Genomic DNA, 14,222 nt, shown 5'->3' with positions numbered 1-14,222 from the left:
GACACACTGGGGGCGTCACCGACGGGAGGATTGAACGTGGCGACTGCGCTCATCACCGGGCCGGCGACCGGGATCGGCCGTGCGTTCGCGGACAAGCTGGCGCTGGAGGGCTACGACCTGGTGCTGGTGTCGCGCGACGAGGCCAAGCTCAAAGAGGTCGCCGCCGACGTCACCCGGCTGCACGGTGTCGAGTGCGAGGTGCTGGCCGCGGACCTGACCGACGCCGACGATCTGGCCCGGGTCGAGGAGCGGTTCCGGACCGGTCCGATCGAGGTGCTGGTGAACAACGCCGGCTTCGGTCAGAAGAAGCCGTTCTGGGCGAACCCGGTCGACGTCGAGGAGAAGCAGCTGGATCTGCTCGTCCGCGTCGTACTGCGGCTCACGCACGCGGCGGTGCTGCCGATGATCGAGCGGGGCTCCGGTGCGGTGATCAACGTGTCGTCGGTGGCCGGGTTCCTGCAGCGCAACGTCTACAGCGCGCACAAGGCCTGGGTGACGAACTTCTCGGCCGGCCTCGCTCTCGAGCTGCACGCGAACGGCGTTGCGGTGATGGCGTTGTGCCCGGGGTTCGTGCACACCGAGTTCCACGAGCGGATGGGGATGGACAAGTCGCTGATCCCGTCGTTCATGTGGCTGGACGCGACCGATCTGGTCGACGCGGCCTGGAAGGACCTGATGCGCGGCAAGCCGATCTCGATCCCGAGCCGCCGCTACAAGCTGATCGTCGCCGGGACCCGCTTCATCCCGCGAGCGCTGATCGCGCGGGTCTCGACCGTAGGCCTGGACGGCCGCCGCCGCGGCTGAGCGGGTCTACAGCTTCTCGGCGACCTCGGTCAGGACGTCGAGGGTGGCGGTGATGAGCGGGTGATCGGCGCGGCTCGCGCGGACGGCGGCGTACACGCGGCGGGTCGGCACGGGGTCGGGGAGAGGGCGGATCAGCGCGAGCGTCGGCTCCGGTACGGCGAGGCGCGGGACGAGCGAGACCCCGCCACCGGCTGCCACGAGGGCTGCGACTGCACGGAAATCGTCGGACTGGTGGACGATCCGCGGCTGGAATCCGGCCTGCTCGCAGGCGAGGACGACGACGTCGCGGATCGGGTTGCCCGGCGCGGTCATCACCCAGCCGTCGTTCGCCAGCATCGCGAGCTCGATCGTGTGCTGATCGGCGGCCGGATGTGTCGGTGGCAGTACGGCGACGAAAGGCTCGGCGTACAAGGGGATCCGGACCAGCCGGCGGTCGTCGGGGCGGGGTGAACCGCGGTGCTCGACGGCGATCGCGAGGTCGGCGTCGCCGTCGAGGAGATGGGTGATGCCTTGGTGGCCCTCGGCGTCGCGGACGACGAGGTGGAGGCCGGGGGTGGTCTCGCGCAACCGCGGGAGGGCCGGCGCGACGAGCAGGGTGATCGCGGTGGCGAAGGCAACGATGCGGACCTCGCCGTTGGCGCCGTTCGCGTGCAGGCGCATCGCGTCCTCGGCGCGTTCGACCTCGGTCAGGATGATGTCGGTGTGTTCGAGGAGCAGGCGGCCGGCGGAGGTGATCGCCACCCGGCGGCCGCGGCGTTCGAGCAGTTCCTGGCCGACCTCGGACTCCAGGGCTGCCAGTTGCTGCGAGACGGCCGAGGGCGTCAGATGCAGCACCTCGGCCGCCGCGGTCACGGTCCCGTGGTCAGCAAGCGCTCGCAACACCCGCAGGCGTCGTACCTCGATCACGAACCTCAGCTTCGCATGCGCCGGCGGTGGATGCGATGAGGGTCAGCTCGACGGCCTGCGGAGCCGGGGTGCGACGCTCCCGCCAGCGCCGGTAGGCGTCGCGGATCGGGTGACGTCGTGGGACATATGGCCGGATCGGCGCGTCCGGCCTGGCGGAATGGGTCTGTTCGTGGATCGACTTGATCACGGAGAACGGTACGTATTGCACGGTGGTTCCTTTCGACTCTTCGACAGTAGGAACCGGGACATTGATACGTCCAATGAAAGTTCTGCGCGGAGTTGATGTGTCTGGTGCATGATTGTGGTCATGGAACTACGGCAGCTCAGGTCGTTCGTGGTGGTGGCCGAGGAGATGAACGTCGGGCGCGCGGCGACGCGGCTGCACCTGACCCAGCCGTCGCTCAGCCGGCAGATCGCGGCGCTCGAGCGCGATCTCGGCGTGGAACTGTTCGCCCGGGTGAAGAAGCGCTTCGTCATGACGGCCGCGGGCGAGACGTTCCTGGCCGAGGCACAGGACCTGTTGCGACGGTCCGACGAGGCGGTGCGCGCGGCGCAGCGGACGCAGCGTGGTGAGCTCGGGTCGTTGCGGCTGCGGTTCGTGCAATCGGCGACGTTCGAGCCGCTGCCGCAGATCCTCGGCGCGTTCCGGCAGGCGTATCCGGAGGTCGTGCTCGACCTGGAGTCGATGACCACGCTCCGGCAGACCGAGGCCTTACGGGACGGCCGGATCGATGTCGGGCTGCTGCGGCCGACCGTGCCCGCATCGGTGGGATCAGCTGGCGGTAAGAGCGGGACGGTGGTGCGGCTGGCACCGGGGTTGGTGTCCCGGGTGGTTGCCGAGGACCAGCTGGTGGCCGTGTTGCCGGCTCGGCATCGGCTCACGCGACGCAAGCGGATCCGGCTGACCGACCTCGCGGAGGAGCCGTTCGTGTTCTACTCGCGGCCGAGTGGACCCGCAGTACACGACACGATCCTCGGGTTCTGCCGGGCGGCCGGGTTCACGCCACGGATCGAGCAGGAGGCGGCCGACGTACAGACGATCGTGTCGCTCGTCGCGGCCGGGCTCGGCGTCTCGCTGCTGATCAGCCCGACCCCGCCGTCGAACCCGGACTCGGTCGTCTACCGCGAGTTGTCCGACGACCTACCGCCCTGGCCGCTCTCCGTAGCCTGGTCGCCGGACAACCGTTCGCCCGTCCTGGCGCGTTTCCTCGAAATCGTTTAGCCGAAGACGTCCGGGTCGCCGCCGGTGCGGACGCCGGTCTCGAGGTCGGCGATCGTTGCCATGTCGTCGTTGTCGAGGCGGAAGTCGAAGACCTCGAAGTTCTCCTTGATCCGGCTCGCCGTCTTGGACTTCGGGATCACCACGTTGCCGAGCTGCAGGTGCCAGCGGATCATCACCTGGGCGGCCGACTTGCCGTACTTCGCACCGATCTTCTTCAGCTCGGCGTTGTCGATCAGCTCGCCGGACGCCAGCGGGCTCCACGCCTCGGTAACGATGTCGTTCTCGGCGTTGAACGCGCGCAGCTCGTCCTGCGGCAGCGCCGGGTGCAGCTCGATCTGGTTCACCGCCGGGCGGATCGTGGTCTCCTCGAAGATCCGCCGCAGCGCGGGCTCGTGGAAGTTCGAGACGCCGATCGAGCGGACCCGCTTGTCGGCATACAGCTGCTCGAACGCCTTCCAGGTGTCGACGTACTTGTCCCGCTTCAGGCACTGCCAGTGGATCAGGTACAGGTCGACGTACTCCAGGCCGAGCTGGTCGATGCTCTTGTCGAACGCCGCCAGCGTCGAGTCGTAGCCCTGGTCGCTGTTCTGCAGCTTTGTGGTGATGAACAGTTCGTCACGGGGCAGGCCGGACGCGGCGATGGCTCGCCCGACGCCGGCTTCGTTCTGGTACGCCGCGGCGGTGTCGATGTGCCGGTAGCCGGTCTCGAATGCTGCGGTCACCACGTCGGCGACGATCGCTTCCTCGACCTGCCAGACCCCCAGGCCCAGCTGCGGGATCTCGACGCCGTTGTCCAGAGTGATGGAGGGGACTGTGCTCATCTGCCCATTCCACCCGGCAAAGGGTTTCTGGCCCAGTCATCCGACGTGTGACAACAACCTCATTAACCGGCAGTAACCACTTCATGAGTCTTTGCATCCGGCTCCAGGAAACGGAGTAATGCGCTGCCCTCGCGCTCCAGCTCGGCCTGCGTTTTCTTCAACGTCCTGCCGAACGGGGTGAGCGTGAGAGTGGCCACACCACGCTTCTTCTCGGTCGTCCACAGCCCGGCAACGACGCCGTCGACGGTGTACGTCGCCTTGACGCGAAGGTTCTTCGTGAAGACGTGCGGTTTGTGCTCGTCCGCGATGATCCGCTCCCGTTTCGCATGCGAGAGCAGCACGTTGTCGAACTCCGGCAGGAACCGCGCCGGCGCCGGAGTGTCCTCATCGGGACGCGGTCCGTCCGGTACGTCGTACAACGTCTTGCCGGCCTCGTCCGTGAACGTCTCCAGCTCGAGCTCGTCGAACAACGGCTTGGCCTTCTGCAACCCGGACCAGGTCTGGAAGTCCGCCGGTGTGGCCGGCCCGAACGCCTGTAGGTATCGCGTCACCAATTCGCCGGGCTCGGCGCGCTTGTGCAGTTTCTTCCCGATCCACTCCTCGGCCGGCGTGAATCGCGAATTTGCCGTCCAGGACCAGCGCACATCAGCTGGGTACATCACCAGCGGCACGAGCATCCGCGTGCAGAACCCGAGCGCCCGCTCGTTCACCTCCGGGAACTGCTCCTGCAACGCGTCCCGCACCTCGGTGAAGGTGAGCGGCTCCTTGGCCAGCAGCTTCTCCGCCGCAGCCACCACCTTTTCCGGCTCCAGCCCGGCGCCCCGGTCCCCGAGCACCCGCAATCCGGCCTCGAGCACCGGGCTGACTGTGGTCCGAAACCGCAGATAGTCGGTGGCGGTCACCAGATGCAACGTCCCCCGGAACATCGTCGCCCGCACCACCTCCCGCGCCGCGACGGCCTGATCCAGCTGTGCTTCCGCGAACCCGTCGATCCGGGTCCACAACCCGACATAGGGATGCTTGGGCTCCTGCCCCTGCATCCCGGCCAACTGTCCCACCACGTCAACCGCCGGGACGTCCGCCCGCTCCAGCAGCAGCTGCCTGGCCAGCGTCGCCCGGTTGACCGCCCTCGCACTCAGAACCGACATGCCCACATCCTGCCCGTGCGGACCGACAAGTCGAGCAGTTGACCGTCCGAATATCGCCCCACCGGGATGAGTCGGGCCACCCTCGCAGGTGCGATCTTCGTCGGGAGAGCAGGAGCTGCGCGCCATCGAGCGGGAGGGGTCCACTGATGATGCGAGCGGTTGGTCTGGTGCTGGCGGCGCTCCTCCTCGTCTCCTGCGGAGGGTCCGGCGAGCGACCGTCGGGCTCTTCGACGCGCACGCCCGCGTCGCTGCCGTCCGTGACAGCGACGGTTCCGAGCGCGACTCGTACGCCGGAACGCTCGGAGAAGCCGGCCGCCACCTCGGCATCCGAGCCCCCGCAGCCGGAAACCACCAGGACGACGCAGACCGAGACCGAGACCACCAGGGCGACCGAGACCGAGACGACCAGGGCGACGAAGACCGAGACGACCAGAGCCACCGAGACGACCAGGGCTACGCGGACCGAGACCACCACGGCGACCCGGACGGCGTCGGCCGCGCCCTCCTCGGCGACCACGTCGTCGACCCAACCCACGTCGGCCGAGACGGGCGGGGCACCAACCTGGCTGTGGTGGGTGCTGGCGGCGATCGTGGTCGCGCTCGCCGTGGGGATTCCGCTGCTGGTCAGGTCGCGCCGTCGCCAGGCCTGGCGCGACGACCTCGCGTCCGGTGAGGACGAGGTGGCGTGGTTCGCCCGCGGGCTGATCCCGGAGCTCCGCCGGCAGCCTTCCCCAGCGCAGGCCGCCGGCGCCTGGAACGTCGAGTCGAGCCGGGTCGTTTCCGCCGAGGACAAGCTGACCGTCCTCGAACAGTCGGCTCCGGACGAAGCCGCCGGCACCCGCGCCCGCACCCTCCGGGACGCCGTCCGGGCAGCCCGGAGCGATATCGAGAATCTGCTGGCCTCCGCGACAGCGATCTCGATGCCGCGGGACCTGGACGCGGTCGCTGCACGGCTCGAACAAGCCCTCGGAGAACCGCGTCCGGCGGCGACTACCCCGCCAGCGCCGCCCGGGCCTCGATGAAGGCGGCGATGGCGGTTTCTACGTCCTGGGTGGAGTGGGCGGCGGAGAGCTGGACACGGATCCGGGCCTTGCCCTGGGGGACGACCGGGTAGGAGAAGCCGATGACGTAGACGCCGAGGTCGAGGAGCTTGTCGGCCAGGCGGCCGGCTTCGGCGGCGTCGCCGATCATGACGGGGGAGATGGGGTGGTCGCCGGGGAGGACGTCGAAGCCGGCCTCGGTCATCTTGGTGCGGAAGAGCTTGGTGTTGGCAGCGAGCTTGTCGCGGAGGGCGCTCGAGGTGCCGATCAGCTCCAGGGCCTTGAGTGACGCGGCGGTGACGGACGGGGCCAGGGAGTTCGAGAACAGGTATGGGCGGGAGCGCTGCCGGAGGAGCTCGACGATCTCGCGGCGGGCGGAGACGTAACCGCCGGATGCGCCGCCGAGCGCCTTGCCCAGCGTGCCGGTGACGATGTCGACGCGGTCTTTCACGCCGAACAGCGACGGCGTACCGGCGCCGTCCGGCCCGACGAAGCCGACCGCGTGCGAGTCGTCGACCATGACGAGAGCGTCGTACCGCTCGGCCAGGTCGCAGATCTCGTCGAGCGGGGCGACGTACCCGTCCATCGAGAACACGCCGTCGGTCGCGATCAGCCGGTACCGCGCGTCGGCGGCGTCCTTCAGTTGGGCCTCGAGGTCGGCCATGTCACGGTTCTTGTACCGGTAACGCTTCGCTTTCGAGAGCCGTACGCCGTCGATGATGCTGGCGTGGTTGAGCTCGTCGGAGATGATCGCGTCCTCGGCGCCGAGCAGGGTCTCGAAGAGGCCGCCGTTCGCGTCGAAGCAGGAGCTGTAGAGGATGGTGTCCTCAGTCCCGAGGAAGTTGCTCAGGGCACCTTCCAGGTCCTTGTGGATCTGCTGGGTGCCGCAGATGAACCGTACCGAGGACAGTCCGAAGCCCCACCGGTCGAGGGCCTCCTTGGCCGCGGCGACAACGTCCGGGTGGTCGGACAGGCCGAGGTAGTTGTTCGCACAGAAGTTCAGTACTTCGTTGCCCGAAGCAACCGAGATCAGCGACTGCTGCGGTGAGGTGATCACCCGCTCGGACTTGTACAGCCCGGCGTCCCGGATCTCGCCGATGGTCGCCGTCAGGTCGTCCCGCATCCGTCCGAACATCAGTGCTTCTCCTCCAGAGTTTCCTGCGTCCAGTCCATGATCACCTTGCCGCACTGCCCCTGTCGTGCGACGTCGAACGCGCGCTCGAAATCGCCGTACCCGAATCGGTGGGTGATCACCGGCGTCAGGTCCAGGCCGCGTTCGAGCATCACCGACATCGAGTACCAGGTCTCGAACATCTCCCGGCCGTAGATGCCCTTGATCGTCAGCATGTTGAGCACGACCGTGCCCCAGTCGATCGCGATCTCGTCCGACGGCAGGCCGAGCATCGCGATCTTCCCGCCGTGCGTCATGTTCGCGAGCATGTCCCGCAGCGCGGCCGGCTGCCCGGACATCTCCATCCCGACGTCGAAGCCCTCGCGCATCCCGAGGCTCTGCTGCGCCTGCGCGATCGTCTCCTCGCCGACGTTCACCGCGCGGGTGACGCCGATCTTCCGGGCCAGGTCGAGGCGGTACTCCGAGAGGTCCGTGATCACCACGTTCCGCGCGCCGGCGTGCAGCGCGACGGCCGCGGCCATCACCCCGATCGGGCCGGCGCCGGTGATCAGCACGTCCTCGCCGACCAGCGGGAACGAAAGAGCAGTGTGTACGGCGTTGCCGAACGGGTCGAAGATCGCGGCGACGTCGAGGTCGACCGGGTCCTTGTGCACCCACGCGTTCATCGCGGGCAGCGCGACGTACTCCGCGAACGCGCCCGGCACGTGGACGCCCAGCCCGCGGGTCTTGATGCAGAGGTGACGCCGGCCGGCGCGGCAGTTGCGGCAGCGGCCGCAGACCAGGTGGCCCTCGCCGCTGACCAGGTCGCCGACCGCGACGTCACGAACGCCGACGCCGACCTCGACCACCTCGCCGCAGAACTCGTGCCCGGTGACCATCGGAACCGGCACGTTCTTCTGTGCCCAGGGGTCCCAGTTCTGGATGTGCAGGTCGGTGCCGCACAACCCGGTGCGGAGCACCTTGATCAGGACCTCGTCGGCCTCGATCTTCGGCTCCGGAACATCCTGCAACCACAGACCGGGCTTCGCCTCGGCCTTCACGAGCGCCTTCATGCCCACATCGTCGTCCGGGGCAACCATCCCCGTCCATCGACACGTCGTACACAGCCTTTGCAGTCGAACTGCATACTTGTCCGCATGCGGGGAGTAGTCAGGGGACTCGGAATCGTGTTCCTGGTGGTGGGCGTCGGGTTGCTCGGGTGGGTCGGCTGGCAGTACCTCGGTACGGGGATCAGCTCGAACGCGCAGATGGGTAAGGCGGAGGACTCGCTGCGGAACCAGTGGAATGCGCCGGAAGCTGTGAAGCCGTCGACCGGGAAGCCGTTCGTGCTGCTCAGGATCCCGCGGTTCGGAGCCGACTGGGAGAAGCCGGTCGTCGAGGGCATCGACGCCGACGACCTCGCGCGCGGGATCGGGCACTATCCACAGACCCAGCTGCCGGGTCAGCCGGGCAACTTCGCGATCGCCGGGCATCGGGTCACGCACGGTTCGCCGTTCCGCAAGCTGCTCGACCTGCGGAAGGGTGACCAGATCATCGTCGAGACCCAGGACGCTGTTTACACCTACGAACTCGACGGTTCGCCCCGCGACCTGACCGTGAAACCGACAGACACATGGGTCCTCGACCCGGTCCCCGGCAAGCGCGACACCCCGACCACCTCGATCATCACGCTCACCACCTGCCAGGACCTGTTCCACTCCCCGGACCGCTCGGTTGCCTTCGGCCACCTGGTCAAGGTCCAGAAGAAATCGTGAACTCGACCGTGTTCTAAGCTCAACGCTCATGAGCTACGACCGGGACGGACTGCTGGAGCAGGTCAAAAGCAAGGCGATCGTGCACGGTCGCGTGACGCTGGCGTCGGGGAAGGAAGCCGACTACTACGTCGACCTGCGCCGCATCACGCTGGACGCGGCGGCCGCGCCGCTGATCGGCCCGGCGATGCTCGAGCTGACCAAGGACCTGGAGTACGACGCCGTCGGCGGGCTCACGCTCGGCGCGGACCCGGTCGCGATGTCGATGCTGCACGCCGCGGCGCAGCAGGGCCGCACGCTCGACGCGTTCGTCGTACGGAAGGCCGAGAAGACGCACGGTCTGCAGCGACGGATCGAAGGACCTGACGTGAAGGGCCGGCGGGTGCTCGCGGTCGAGGACACGTCGACGACCGGCGGTTCGGTGCTGACCGCGGTCGAGGCGCTGCGTGAGGCGGGCGCTGAAGTAGTCGCCGTCGCGGTGATCGTGGACCGGGCGACCGGCGCGCAGGAGCGGGTCGAGGCGGAAGGCCTGGAGTACCGGTCGGTGTTCGGACTCGAGGACCTGGGGCTGAACTGATGCAGGGCAGCACCATCCTGCTCGTCGCGGTAGCCGTTGTGGTCGGCGTCGGTCTCGCCTATTTCAACTACTACCGGGCGAAGAAGCGCCGCGAGCAGTTCACCGGGCTGGCGGCGCAGCAGGGCTGGTCGTCCGTGCCGTCCAACCCCTCGCTGGCCGGCCAGTGGATGGGTACGCCGTTCCAGACCGGCGACAACTGGTATGTCAGGAACGTGCTGTCCGGCCCGTTCAACGGGCGCCCGATGGTTGCCTTCGACTACAGCTACCAGACCCACACGACCAACGGCCGGGGCCAGCGGCGAACCACGACGCACCGCTTCGGGGTGGTCGTGATGCAGCTGCCGGGCGCGCTGCCGCATCTCGAGGTGACGCACGAGGGGATCTTCGGCGGCGCGGTGGCGAATGCGTTCGGCTTCCGCGACATCCAGTTCGAGAGCGAGCAGTTCAACCGGGCGTTCCGGGTCAAGGCCGACGACGAGCGGTTCGGGCACGCGGTGGTCACGCCGCGGATGATGGAGCTGCTGCTCGCCCGCGGTGAGATCGGCTGGCGCACCGAGGGGAACTCGCTGGTCGGCTGGGCCAAGGGCGACCACGACCCGAACCAGCTGATGAGCCGCCTCGGGCTGCTCCAGCAGGTGATCAAGAACGTCCCGCCGTACGTCTGGCGCGACTACGCCGGGATCGACCCCCGCGTTCAGTAACCACCCATCGGACCTGCCTACCCGTAGAGTCGCAGTCAGCACTGCCAACACTCGGGAGCTCGTCATGGTTTGGGTCATCATCGTGATCGTCGCGGTGATCGTCATTCTGGCGATCATGCTGATCACGTCGTACAACCGGTTCGTCAAGCAACGGAACCTGATCCAGGAGTCCTGGCGGCAGATCGACGTCGAGCTGCACCGCCGGTACGACCTGATCCCGAACCTGGTCGAGACCGTCCGGGCGTACGCCGCGCACGAGCGGCACGTGTTCGAGGAGGTCGCCCGGCTGCGTACCCAGGCGGTGAACGTGCAGGGCGCGACCCCGGAGCAGCGGGCCGCCGCGGAGGGTCAGTTGTCCGGCGCGCTGCGTCAGATGATGATCTCGGTCGAGGCGTACCCGCAGCTGCAGTCGAACCAGAACTTCCTCGGTCTGCAGCGCGAGCTGACCGACACCGAGGACCGGATCGCGGCCGGTCGCCGGTTCTACAACGCGAACGTCGGCGACTACAACACCCGGATCGAGGCGTTCCCGTCGAACCTGATCGCCGGCGCCTTCAAGTTCGAGAAGGCAGGGTACTTCGAGGTCAAGGACGAGCAGGTCCGCTCCGTACCGCAGGTGTCGTTCGGCACGATCGGGTCGGTCGCAGGTGAGCAGGCGCCGCCGCAGATGCAGCCCGGCGCGCCGTCGTCGGGGCAGATCCACCCGCAGATGCCGGGTGACCAGGGCAACTACCAGGCGCCGCCGCAGCCGATCCCGGGCGGCTACCAGCAGCCGGGCCAGCAGCCTGGTCAGCCTGGGCAGCCGCCGTTCCAGGGACAGGGAGAGCCACCGGTGGGCGGGCCGCCTGCGGGTTCCCCCGCACCGCAGGACGGTCAGCCGCCATTCACCGGTGGCCAGTAGGCACCGGTTCCCCGTAGCCCAGGACCCCCGACCCCGGACTCTCTCCCAGTGCCAGACCCGGAGTGACGGCGGTCAAGTCGCCACACCGGGTCTGCCCTCCCCCCGGTACCTGAGTCAACAGTGCCGCAGCGAGATACATCCGGCGTACATCGGGGTTCCGCATGGTGCGACCGGATGACACGATAGGCCGGTTCAAGAGTGGAGAGGTCGGACGAGTGGACAGTCTGAGGTACGGGATCCTCGGACCTCTGCGGCTCGTCCACGTCCAGGGCCAGCCGTTGAAGGCCGCGAAACCGCGCCAGCTGCTGGCGACTCTGCTGCTGCACCCGAACCGGTTCGTATCCACCGATCTGATCGCTGACGCGCTCTGGGAGAGCAGTCCGCCCCGGTCGGCTACCGCGAACATCCGGACGTACGTCCGCGCGCTGCGTGGGGTGCTGCAGGACGCCGGACTACCCGCACCGATCGACACGTCCGCCGCCGGGTACAGCATCGAGGTGGGTGTCGACGAGCTCGACGCGAGCCTGTTCGAGTCGCTGCTGGCCGAGGGCGGCCACCTGCGGGATGCCGGCGACGGACGCCAGGCGATGCAGGTCCTGTCCCGTGCGTATTCGCTCTGGCGCGGCCGTCCGCTCGACGACCTGCCGATGCCCGCGGCTTGGGAGGGCTCGATCGCGCGCCTGGAGGCGCAGCACCGCGGCCTGGTCGACAACCTCTTGGACCTGCGACTCGAGTACGGCGACGCGAGCGGTGCGGCTGTACTGCTCAGCGCCCGCCTCACCGACGACCCGTACGACGAGCAGCTCTGGCGCCGCTTGGTCGACGCACTGGTCGCGGCCGGCCGGGTCGGTGAGGCGCGGGCGGCGTACCAGAAGGCAGTGCAGACGCTCGCGGACGAGCTCGACATCAAGCCGGGGCCGGAGCTGGAGGCCGCTGGTGCGCGCGCCGAGAACGGCCGCTCGGCCAACTGGCCGAACCCAGGCATCCCCGCGGACCGTACGGCGGAACGCCCCGGACCGGCCGCGCAACCCGGACCGATGGCTGCGCCTGAGCTGACCGACCCGGTCCGGCCGCCGAGTCAGCTCCCGCTCGACCTGGCCGACTTCAGCGGACGACAGGGGCACCTGGAGCAACTGCGGGACCTGGTCTGCGGTCGTGACCCGGTGCGGCCGCCGATCGCGGTCATCTCCGGTGCGCCCGGAACCGGGAAGACTTCACTGGCCGTTCGGCTAGGCCATCTGGTCCGGGAGTACTTCCCGGACGGGCAGATCTACCTGGACATGCACGGCGCGACGCAGCCCCGCGATCCGGCCGCCGCGCTGACCGATCTGCTGCTGAGCCTGAACCTGCCGGACTTCGCGATCCCGACGGACCCGGAGCGGCGGTCCGCGATGCTGCGGTCCGAGCTGGCGAGCCGGCGCGTGCTGATCATCCTCGACGACGTGGCCGCGGCCGGTCAGGTGACGCCGCTGATGCCCGGTACCGGTGCGTCGGCGGTAGTTGTGACGAGTCGCAACCGGCTGATGGACCTGGCCGGGGCGGACAGCATGCCGCTCGACACGTTCGACGACCGGGAGGCCGCCGTACTGCTGTCGTCGGTTGCCGGGTCTGGGCGGATCGACGCGACCTCCCCTGAGGCCGAGGAGATTCTGACGGCGTGTGCGAACCTGCCGCTCGCGATCCGGATCGTCGGCAGTCGCCTGGCGCAGCGGCCTGATCTGAGTGCGCGAGAGCTTGCGCGGCGGCTGCGGGACGAGACGTCGCGGCTGGACGAGCTGAGCATCGGTGAGCTCGCCGTACGGACGAGTGCAGACCTGAGCTACGACGCGCTCAGCCCGGAAGAGGCTCGGTTGTATCGGCTGATCGGGCACTTCGCGGTCGGTGTCTTCTCTGCTCGTGCACTGGAGGCAGTCGCATCGCCAGCCGCCGTACGGCGGAGTCTGGACCGGCTGATCGAGGTCAACCTGGTCCGGATCAGCTCGGTCGACCACCGCGGTACGGCGCGCTATCGCGTCCACGATCTGCTGCGGCTGCACGCGCTCGGCGTCGGCGACGACGAGCAGAAGGCGCAGGCCGTCAGGGATGTCGAGACTGTCGTCGAGGCGATCTTGAACAAGATCCGTCGCGCGAACGAGGCCTTGTCCTTCGAGTACTTCGGCGTCCTCGAGCACACCGGTCCGCTGACAGCGCCGGACCCGTCGCCGTTCACCGAGGCCGACGCGATCGCATGGCTGGACAGTGAACGCAGTACGTTCGTGCCGGCGATCCGGGCCGCGGCGCAGAACGGGTTGCACGACCACGCGTGGCGGATCGCAGCGGCGTGGGGTCCGTACCTGGACCTGCGGGCCGGGTTCGACGACTGGAACGGTTCGCACCAGCAGGGTCTGCTGAGCGCGATCGAGTGCGGCGATCGGCACGGCGAAGCGATCATGCACCGCAACCTTGGCCAGCTCGCCGTGTACCAGGACGACTGGGACACCGCGCGACGGCACTTCGACGCGGCCGCGGAGGTGTTCGCCGAGGTGGGCGACCGGCTCGGCGAGGGCGTGGCGGCCGTCGGGCTCGGCACCTGGCTGCGGGAACGCGGGCAGCGCGACGAAGGGCTCGCGCAATACGAGAAGGCGATCGAGGCCTTCGTCGAGGACGGCAATGCGAACGCCGAGGCGCTGGCTCGGACCGCGGCGGCGAACGTGTACCTGGTCCGTGGCGACCTCGATACCGCGCGAAGCCTTCTGGCACAGGCGTTCCTGATCGCAGTACGCCGGGCTGACGCGCACCGCGAGGCCAAGGTACGGCGTCGGATCGCGGCGCTCCGCGTGAACCAGGGGCGCCACGACGAGGCGGTACGTCAGTTGCGTAAGGCGCTGGCGATCTTCGACGGGATGGGTGACGACCACTGCGCGGCGTACACCCGGGCCCTTCTCGGGCAGGCGTTGATGGAGCGCGGCGAGGTTGCCGCGGCCCGGAAGACGCTGCTCGACGCGATCGACATCGGTCACCGGCTGGGCGATCGCAGTGTCGAAGGCCAGGCGGCGCAGCACCTCGGTGAGCTGTACCTGTCCACGGGCAGCCTCGACAACGCGCGCCGCACCCTCGAACGCGCCGCACGCGTGTGGCAGCAGGCGGGCAACGACGCCGCTGCGACCACCTGCCGCCGGCTGCTCGCCGGGTCTGAAACCGGGGTTGCGGCCGGCTGAGTCGAATGTACGGCCGCTGTAT

Annotated in this window: 13 protein-coding genes; 8 read left to right on the top strand and 5 right to left on the bottom strand. The window is 68.7% G+C overall.

Going from position 1 to position 14,222, the window contains the following annotated elements; translation table 11 throughout:
• The first annotated feature begins 36 nt into the window (after nucleotides 1-36).
• The gene (locus ACFWUU_RS39745; RefSeq protein ID WP_380183765.1) at nucleotides 37-804 is read left to right on the top strand and encodes an SDR family NAD(P)-dependent oxidoreductase; all 768 of its coding nucleotides are present in this window, start codon (nucleotides 37-39) and stop codon (nucleotides 802-804) included.
• Nucleotides 805-810: 6 nt separating this feature from the next.
• Here ACFWUU_RS39745 and ACFWUU_RS39740 read toward each other — a convergent pair whose 3' ends face one another.
• Nucleotides 811-1,710: a LysR family transcriptional regulator gene (locus ACFWUU_RS39740; protein WP_380183763.1), complete on the bottom strand. Its 900-nt coding sequence runs from the start codon at nucleotides 1,708-1,710 to the stop codon at nucleotides 811-813.
• Between the two features lie 307 nt (nucleotides 1,711-2,017).
• On the opposite strand from ACFWUU_RS39740, the gene ACFWUU_RS39735 reads away from it, so the two are divergent.
• Nucleotides 2,018-2,932: a LysR family transcriptional regulator gene (locus ACFWUU_RS39735; RefSeq protein WP_380183761.1), complete on the top strand. Its 915-nt coding sequence runs from the start codon at nucleotides 2,018-2,020 to the stop codon at nucleotides 2,930-2,932.
• Here the strand turns inward: ACFWUU_RS39735 and ACFWUU_RS39730 are convergent.
• Nucleotides 2,929-3,753, bottom strand: coding sequence for an aldo/keto reductase (locus ACFWUU_RS39730; protein WP_380183759.1), 825 nt, complete (start codon nucleotides 3,751-3,753; stop codon nucleotides 2,929-2,931). The two genes, ACFWUU_RS39735 and ACFWUU_RS39730, sit on opposite strands and share 4 nt — an antisense overlap.
• 62 nt (nucleotides 3,754-3,815) lie before the next feature.
• Nucleotides 3,816-4,901 (bottom strand): winged helix DNA-binding domain-containing protein, encoded by a 1,086-nt coding sequence (locus ACFWUU_RS39725; protein ID WP_380183758.1) that lies wholly within the window; start codon nucleotides 4,899-4,901, stop codon nucleotides 3,816-3,818.
• Between the two features lie 146 nt (nucleotides 4,902-5,047).
• Between ACFWUU_RS39725 and ACFWUU_RS39720 the strand changes: the two genes are divergently transcribed.
• Nucleotides 5,048-5,923, top strand: a complete 876-nt coding sequence (locus ACFWUU_RS39720) for a hypothetical protein (RefSeq protein ID WP_380183757.1) — start codon at nucleotides 5,048-5,050, stop codon at nucleotides 5,921-5,923.
• Here the strand turns inward: ACFWUU_RS39720 and ACFWUU_RS39715 are convergent.
• Complete coding sequence (locus ACFWUU_RS39715; RefSeq protein ID WP_380183755.1) at nucleotides 5,892-7,076, bottom strand: glycine C-acetyltransferase; 1,185 nt, start codon at nucleotides 7,074-7,076, stop codon at nucleotides 5,892-5,894. The genes ACFWUU_RS39720 and ACFWUU_RS39715 overlap by 32 nt on opposite strands.
• Nucleotides 7,076-8,125 (bottom strand): L-threonine 3-dehydrogenase, encoded by a 1,050-nt coding sequence (gene tdh / locus ACFWUU_RS39710; RefSeq protein WP_380183753.1) that lies wholly within the window; start codon nucleotides 8,123-8,125, stop codon nucleotides 7,076-7,078. Before tdh ends, ACFWUU_RS39715 begins: the two co-directional genes overlap by 1 nt.
• An 84-nt stretch (nucleotides 8,126-8,209) precedes the next feature.
• On the opposite strand from tdh, the gene ACFWUU_RS39705 reads away from it, so the two are divergent.
• The 5 genes from ACFWUU_RS39705 (at nucleotide 8,210) to ACFWUU_RS39685 (ending at nucleotide 14,200) form a co-directional block, all read left to right on the top strand.
• Nucleotides 8,210-8,827: a class E sortase gene (locus ACFWUU_RS39705; RefSeq protein WP_380183751.1), complete on the top strand. Its 618-nt coding sequence runs from the start codon at nucleotides 8,210-8,212 to the stop codon at nucleotides 8,825-8,827.
• A 28-nt stretch (nucleotides 8,828-8,855) separates the two neighbouring features.
• Nucleotides 8,856-9,401, top strand: a complete 546-nt coding sequence (pyrE, locus tag ACFWUU_RS39700) for an orotate phosphoribosyltransferase (RefSeq protein ID WP_371405716.1) — start codon at nucleotides 8,856-8,858, stop codon at nucleotides 9,399-9,401.
• Nucleotides 9,401-10,102, top strand: a complete 702-nt coding sequence (locus ACFWUU_RS39695) for a DUF3137 domain-containing protein (protein ID WP_380183749.1) — start codon at nucleotides 9,401-9,403, stop codon at nucleotides 10,100-10,102. Before pyrE ends, ACFWUU_RS39695 begins: the two co-directional genes overlap by 1 nt.
• A 64-nt stretch (nucleotides 10,103-10,166) precedes the next feature.
• Entirely contained in the window at nucleotides 10,167-11,003 is an 837-nt protein-coding gene (locus ACFWUU_RS39690; protein WP_380183747.1) for a LemA family protein, read from the top strand.
• Between the two features lie 215 nt (nucleotides 11,004-11,218).
• Complete coding sequence (locus tag ACFWUU_RS39685; protein WP_380183745.1) at nucleotides 11,219-14,200, top strand: BTAD domain-containing putative transcriptional regulator; 2,982 nt, start codon at nucleotides 11,219-11,221, stop codon at nucleotides 14,198-14,200.
• The last annotated feature ends 22 nt before the right edge of the window (nucleotides 14,201-14,222 follow it).

The organism is Kribbella sp. NPDC058693 (assembly GCF_042715335.1).
Classification (GTDB): Bacteria; Actinomycetota; Actinomycetes; order Propionibacteriales; family Kribbellaceae; genus Kribbella; species Kribbella jiaozuonensis.
This window is presented reverse-complemented; position numbering and strand designations above follow the sequence as displayed.

Coding starts and splice junctions, on each gene's coding strand:
- ACFWUU_RS39705 (WP_380183751.1), top strand. CDS start 8,210: ATGCGGGGAGTAGTCAGGGGACTCGGAATCGTGTTCCTGGTGGTGGGC.
- tdh (WP_380183753.1), bottom strand. CDS start 8,125: ATGAAGGCGCTCGTGAAGGCCGAGGCGAAGCCCGGTCTGTGGTTGCAG.
- ACFWUU_RS39720 (WP_380183757.1), top strand. CDS start 5,048: ATGATGCGAGCGGTTGGTCTGGTGCTGGCGGCGCTCCTCCTCGTCTCC.
- ACFWUU_RS39715 (WP_380183755.1), bottom strand. CDS start 7,076: ATGTTCGGACGGATGCGGGACGACCTGACGGCGACCATCGGCGAGATC.
- ACFWUU_RS39695 (WP_380183749.1), top strand. CDS start 9,401: ATGCAGGGCAGCACCATCCTGCTCGTCGCGGTAGCCGTTGTGGTCGGC.
- ACFWUU_RS39730 (WP_380183759.1), bottom strand. CDS start 3,753: ATGAGCACAGTCCCCTCCATCACTCTGGACAACGGCGTCGAGATCCCG.
- ACFWUU_RS39690 (WP_380183747.1), top strand. CDS start 10,167: ATGGTTTGGGTCATCATCGTGATCGTCGCGGTGATCGTCATTCTGGCG.
- ACFWUU_RS39735 (WP_380183761.1), top strand. CDS start 2,018: ATGGAACTACGGCAGCTCAGGTCGTTCGTGGTGGTGGCCGAGGAGATG.
- ACFWUU_RS39725 (WP_380183758.1), bottom strand. CDS start 4,901: ATGTCGGTTCTGAGTGCGAGGGCGGTCAACCGGGCGACGCTGGCCAGG.
- pyrE (WP_371405716.1), top strand. CDS start 8,856: ATGAGCTACGACCGGGACGGACTGCTGGAGCAGGTCAAAAGCAAGGCG.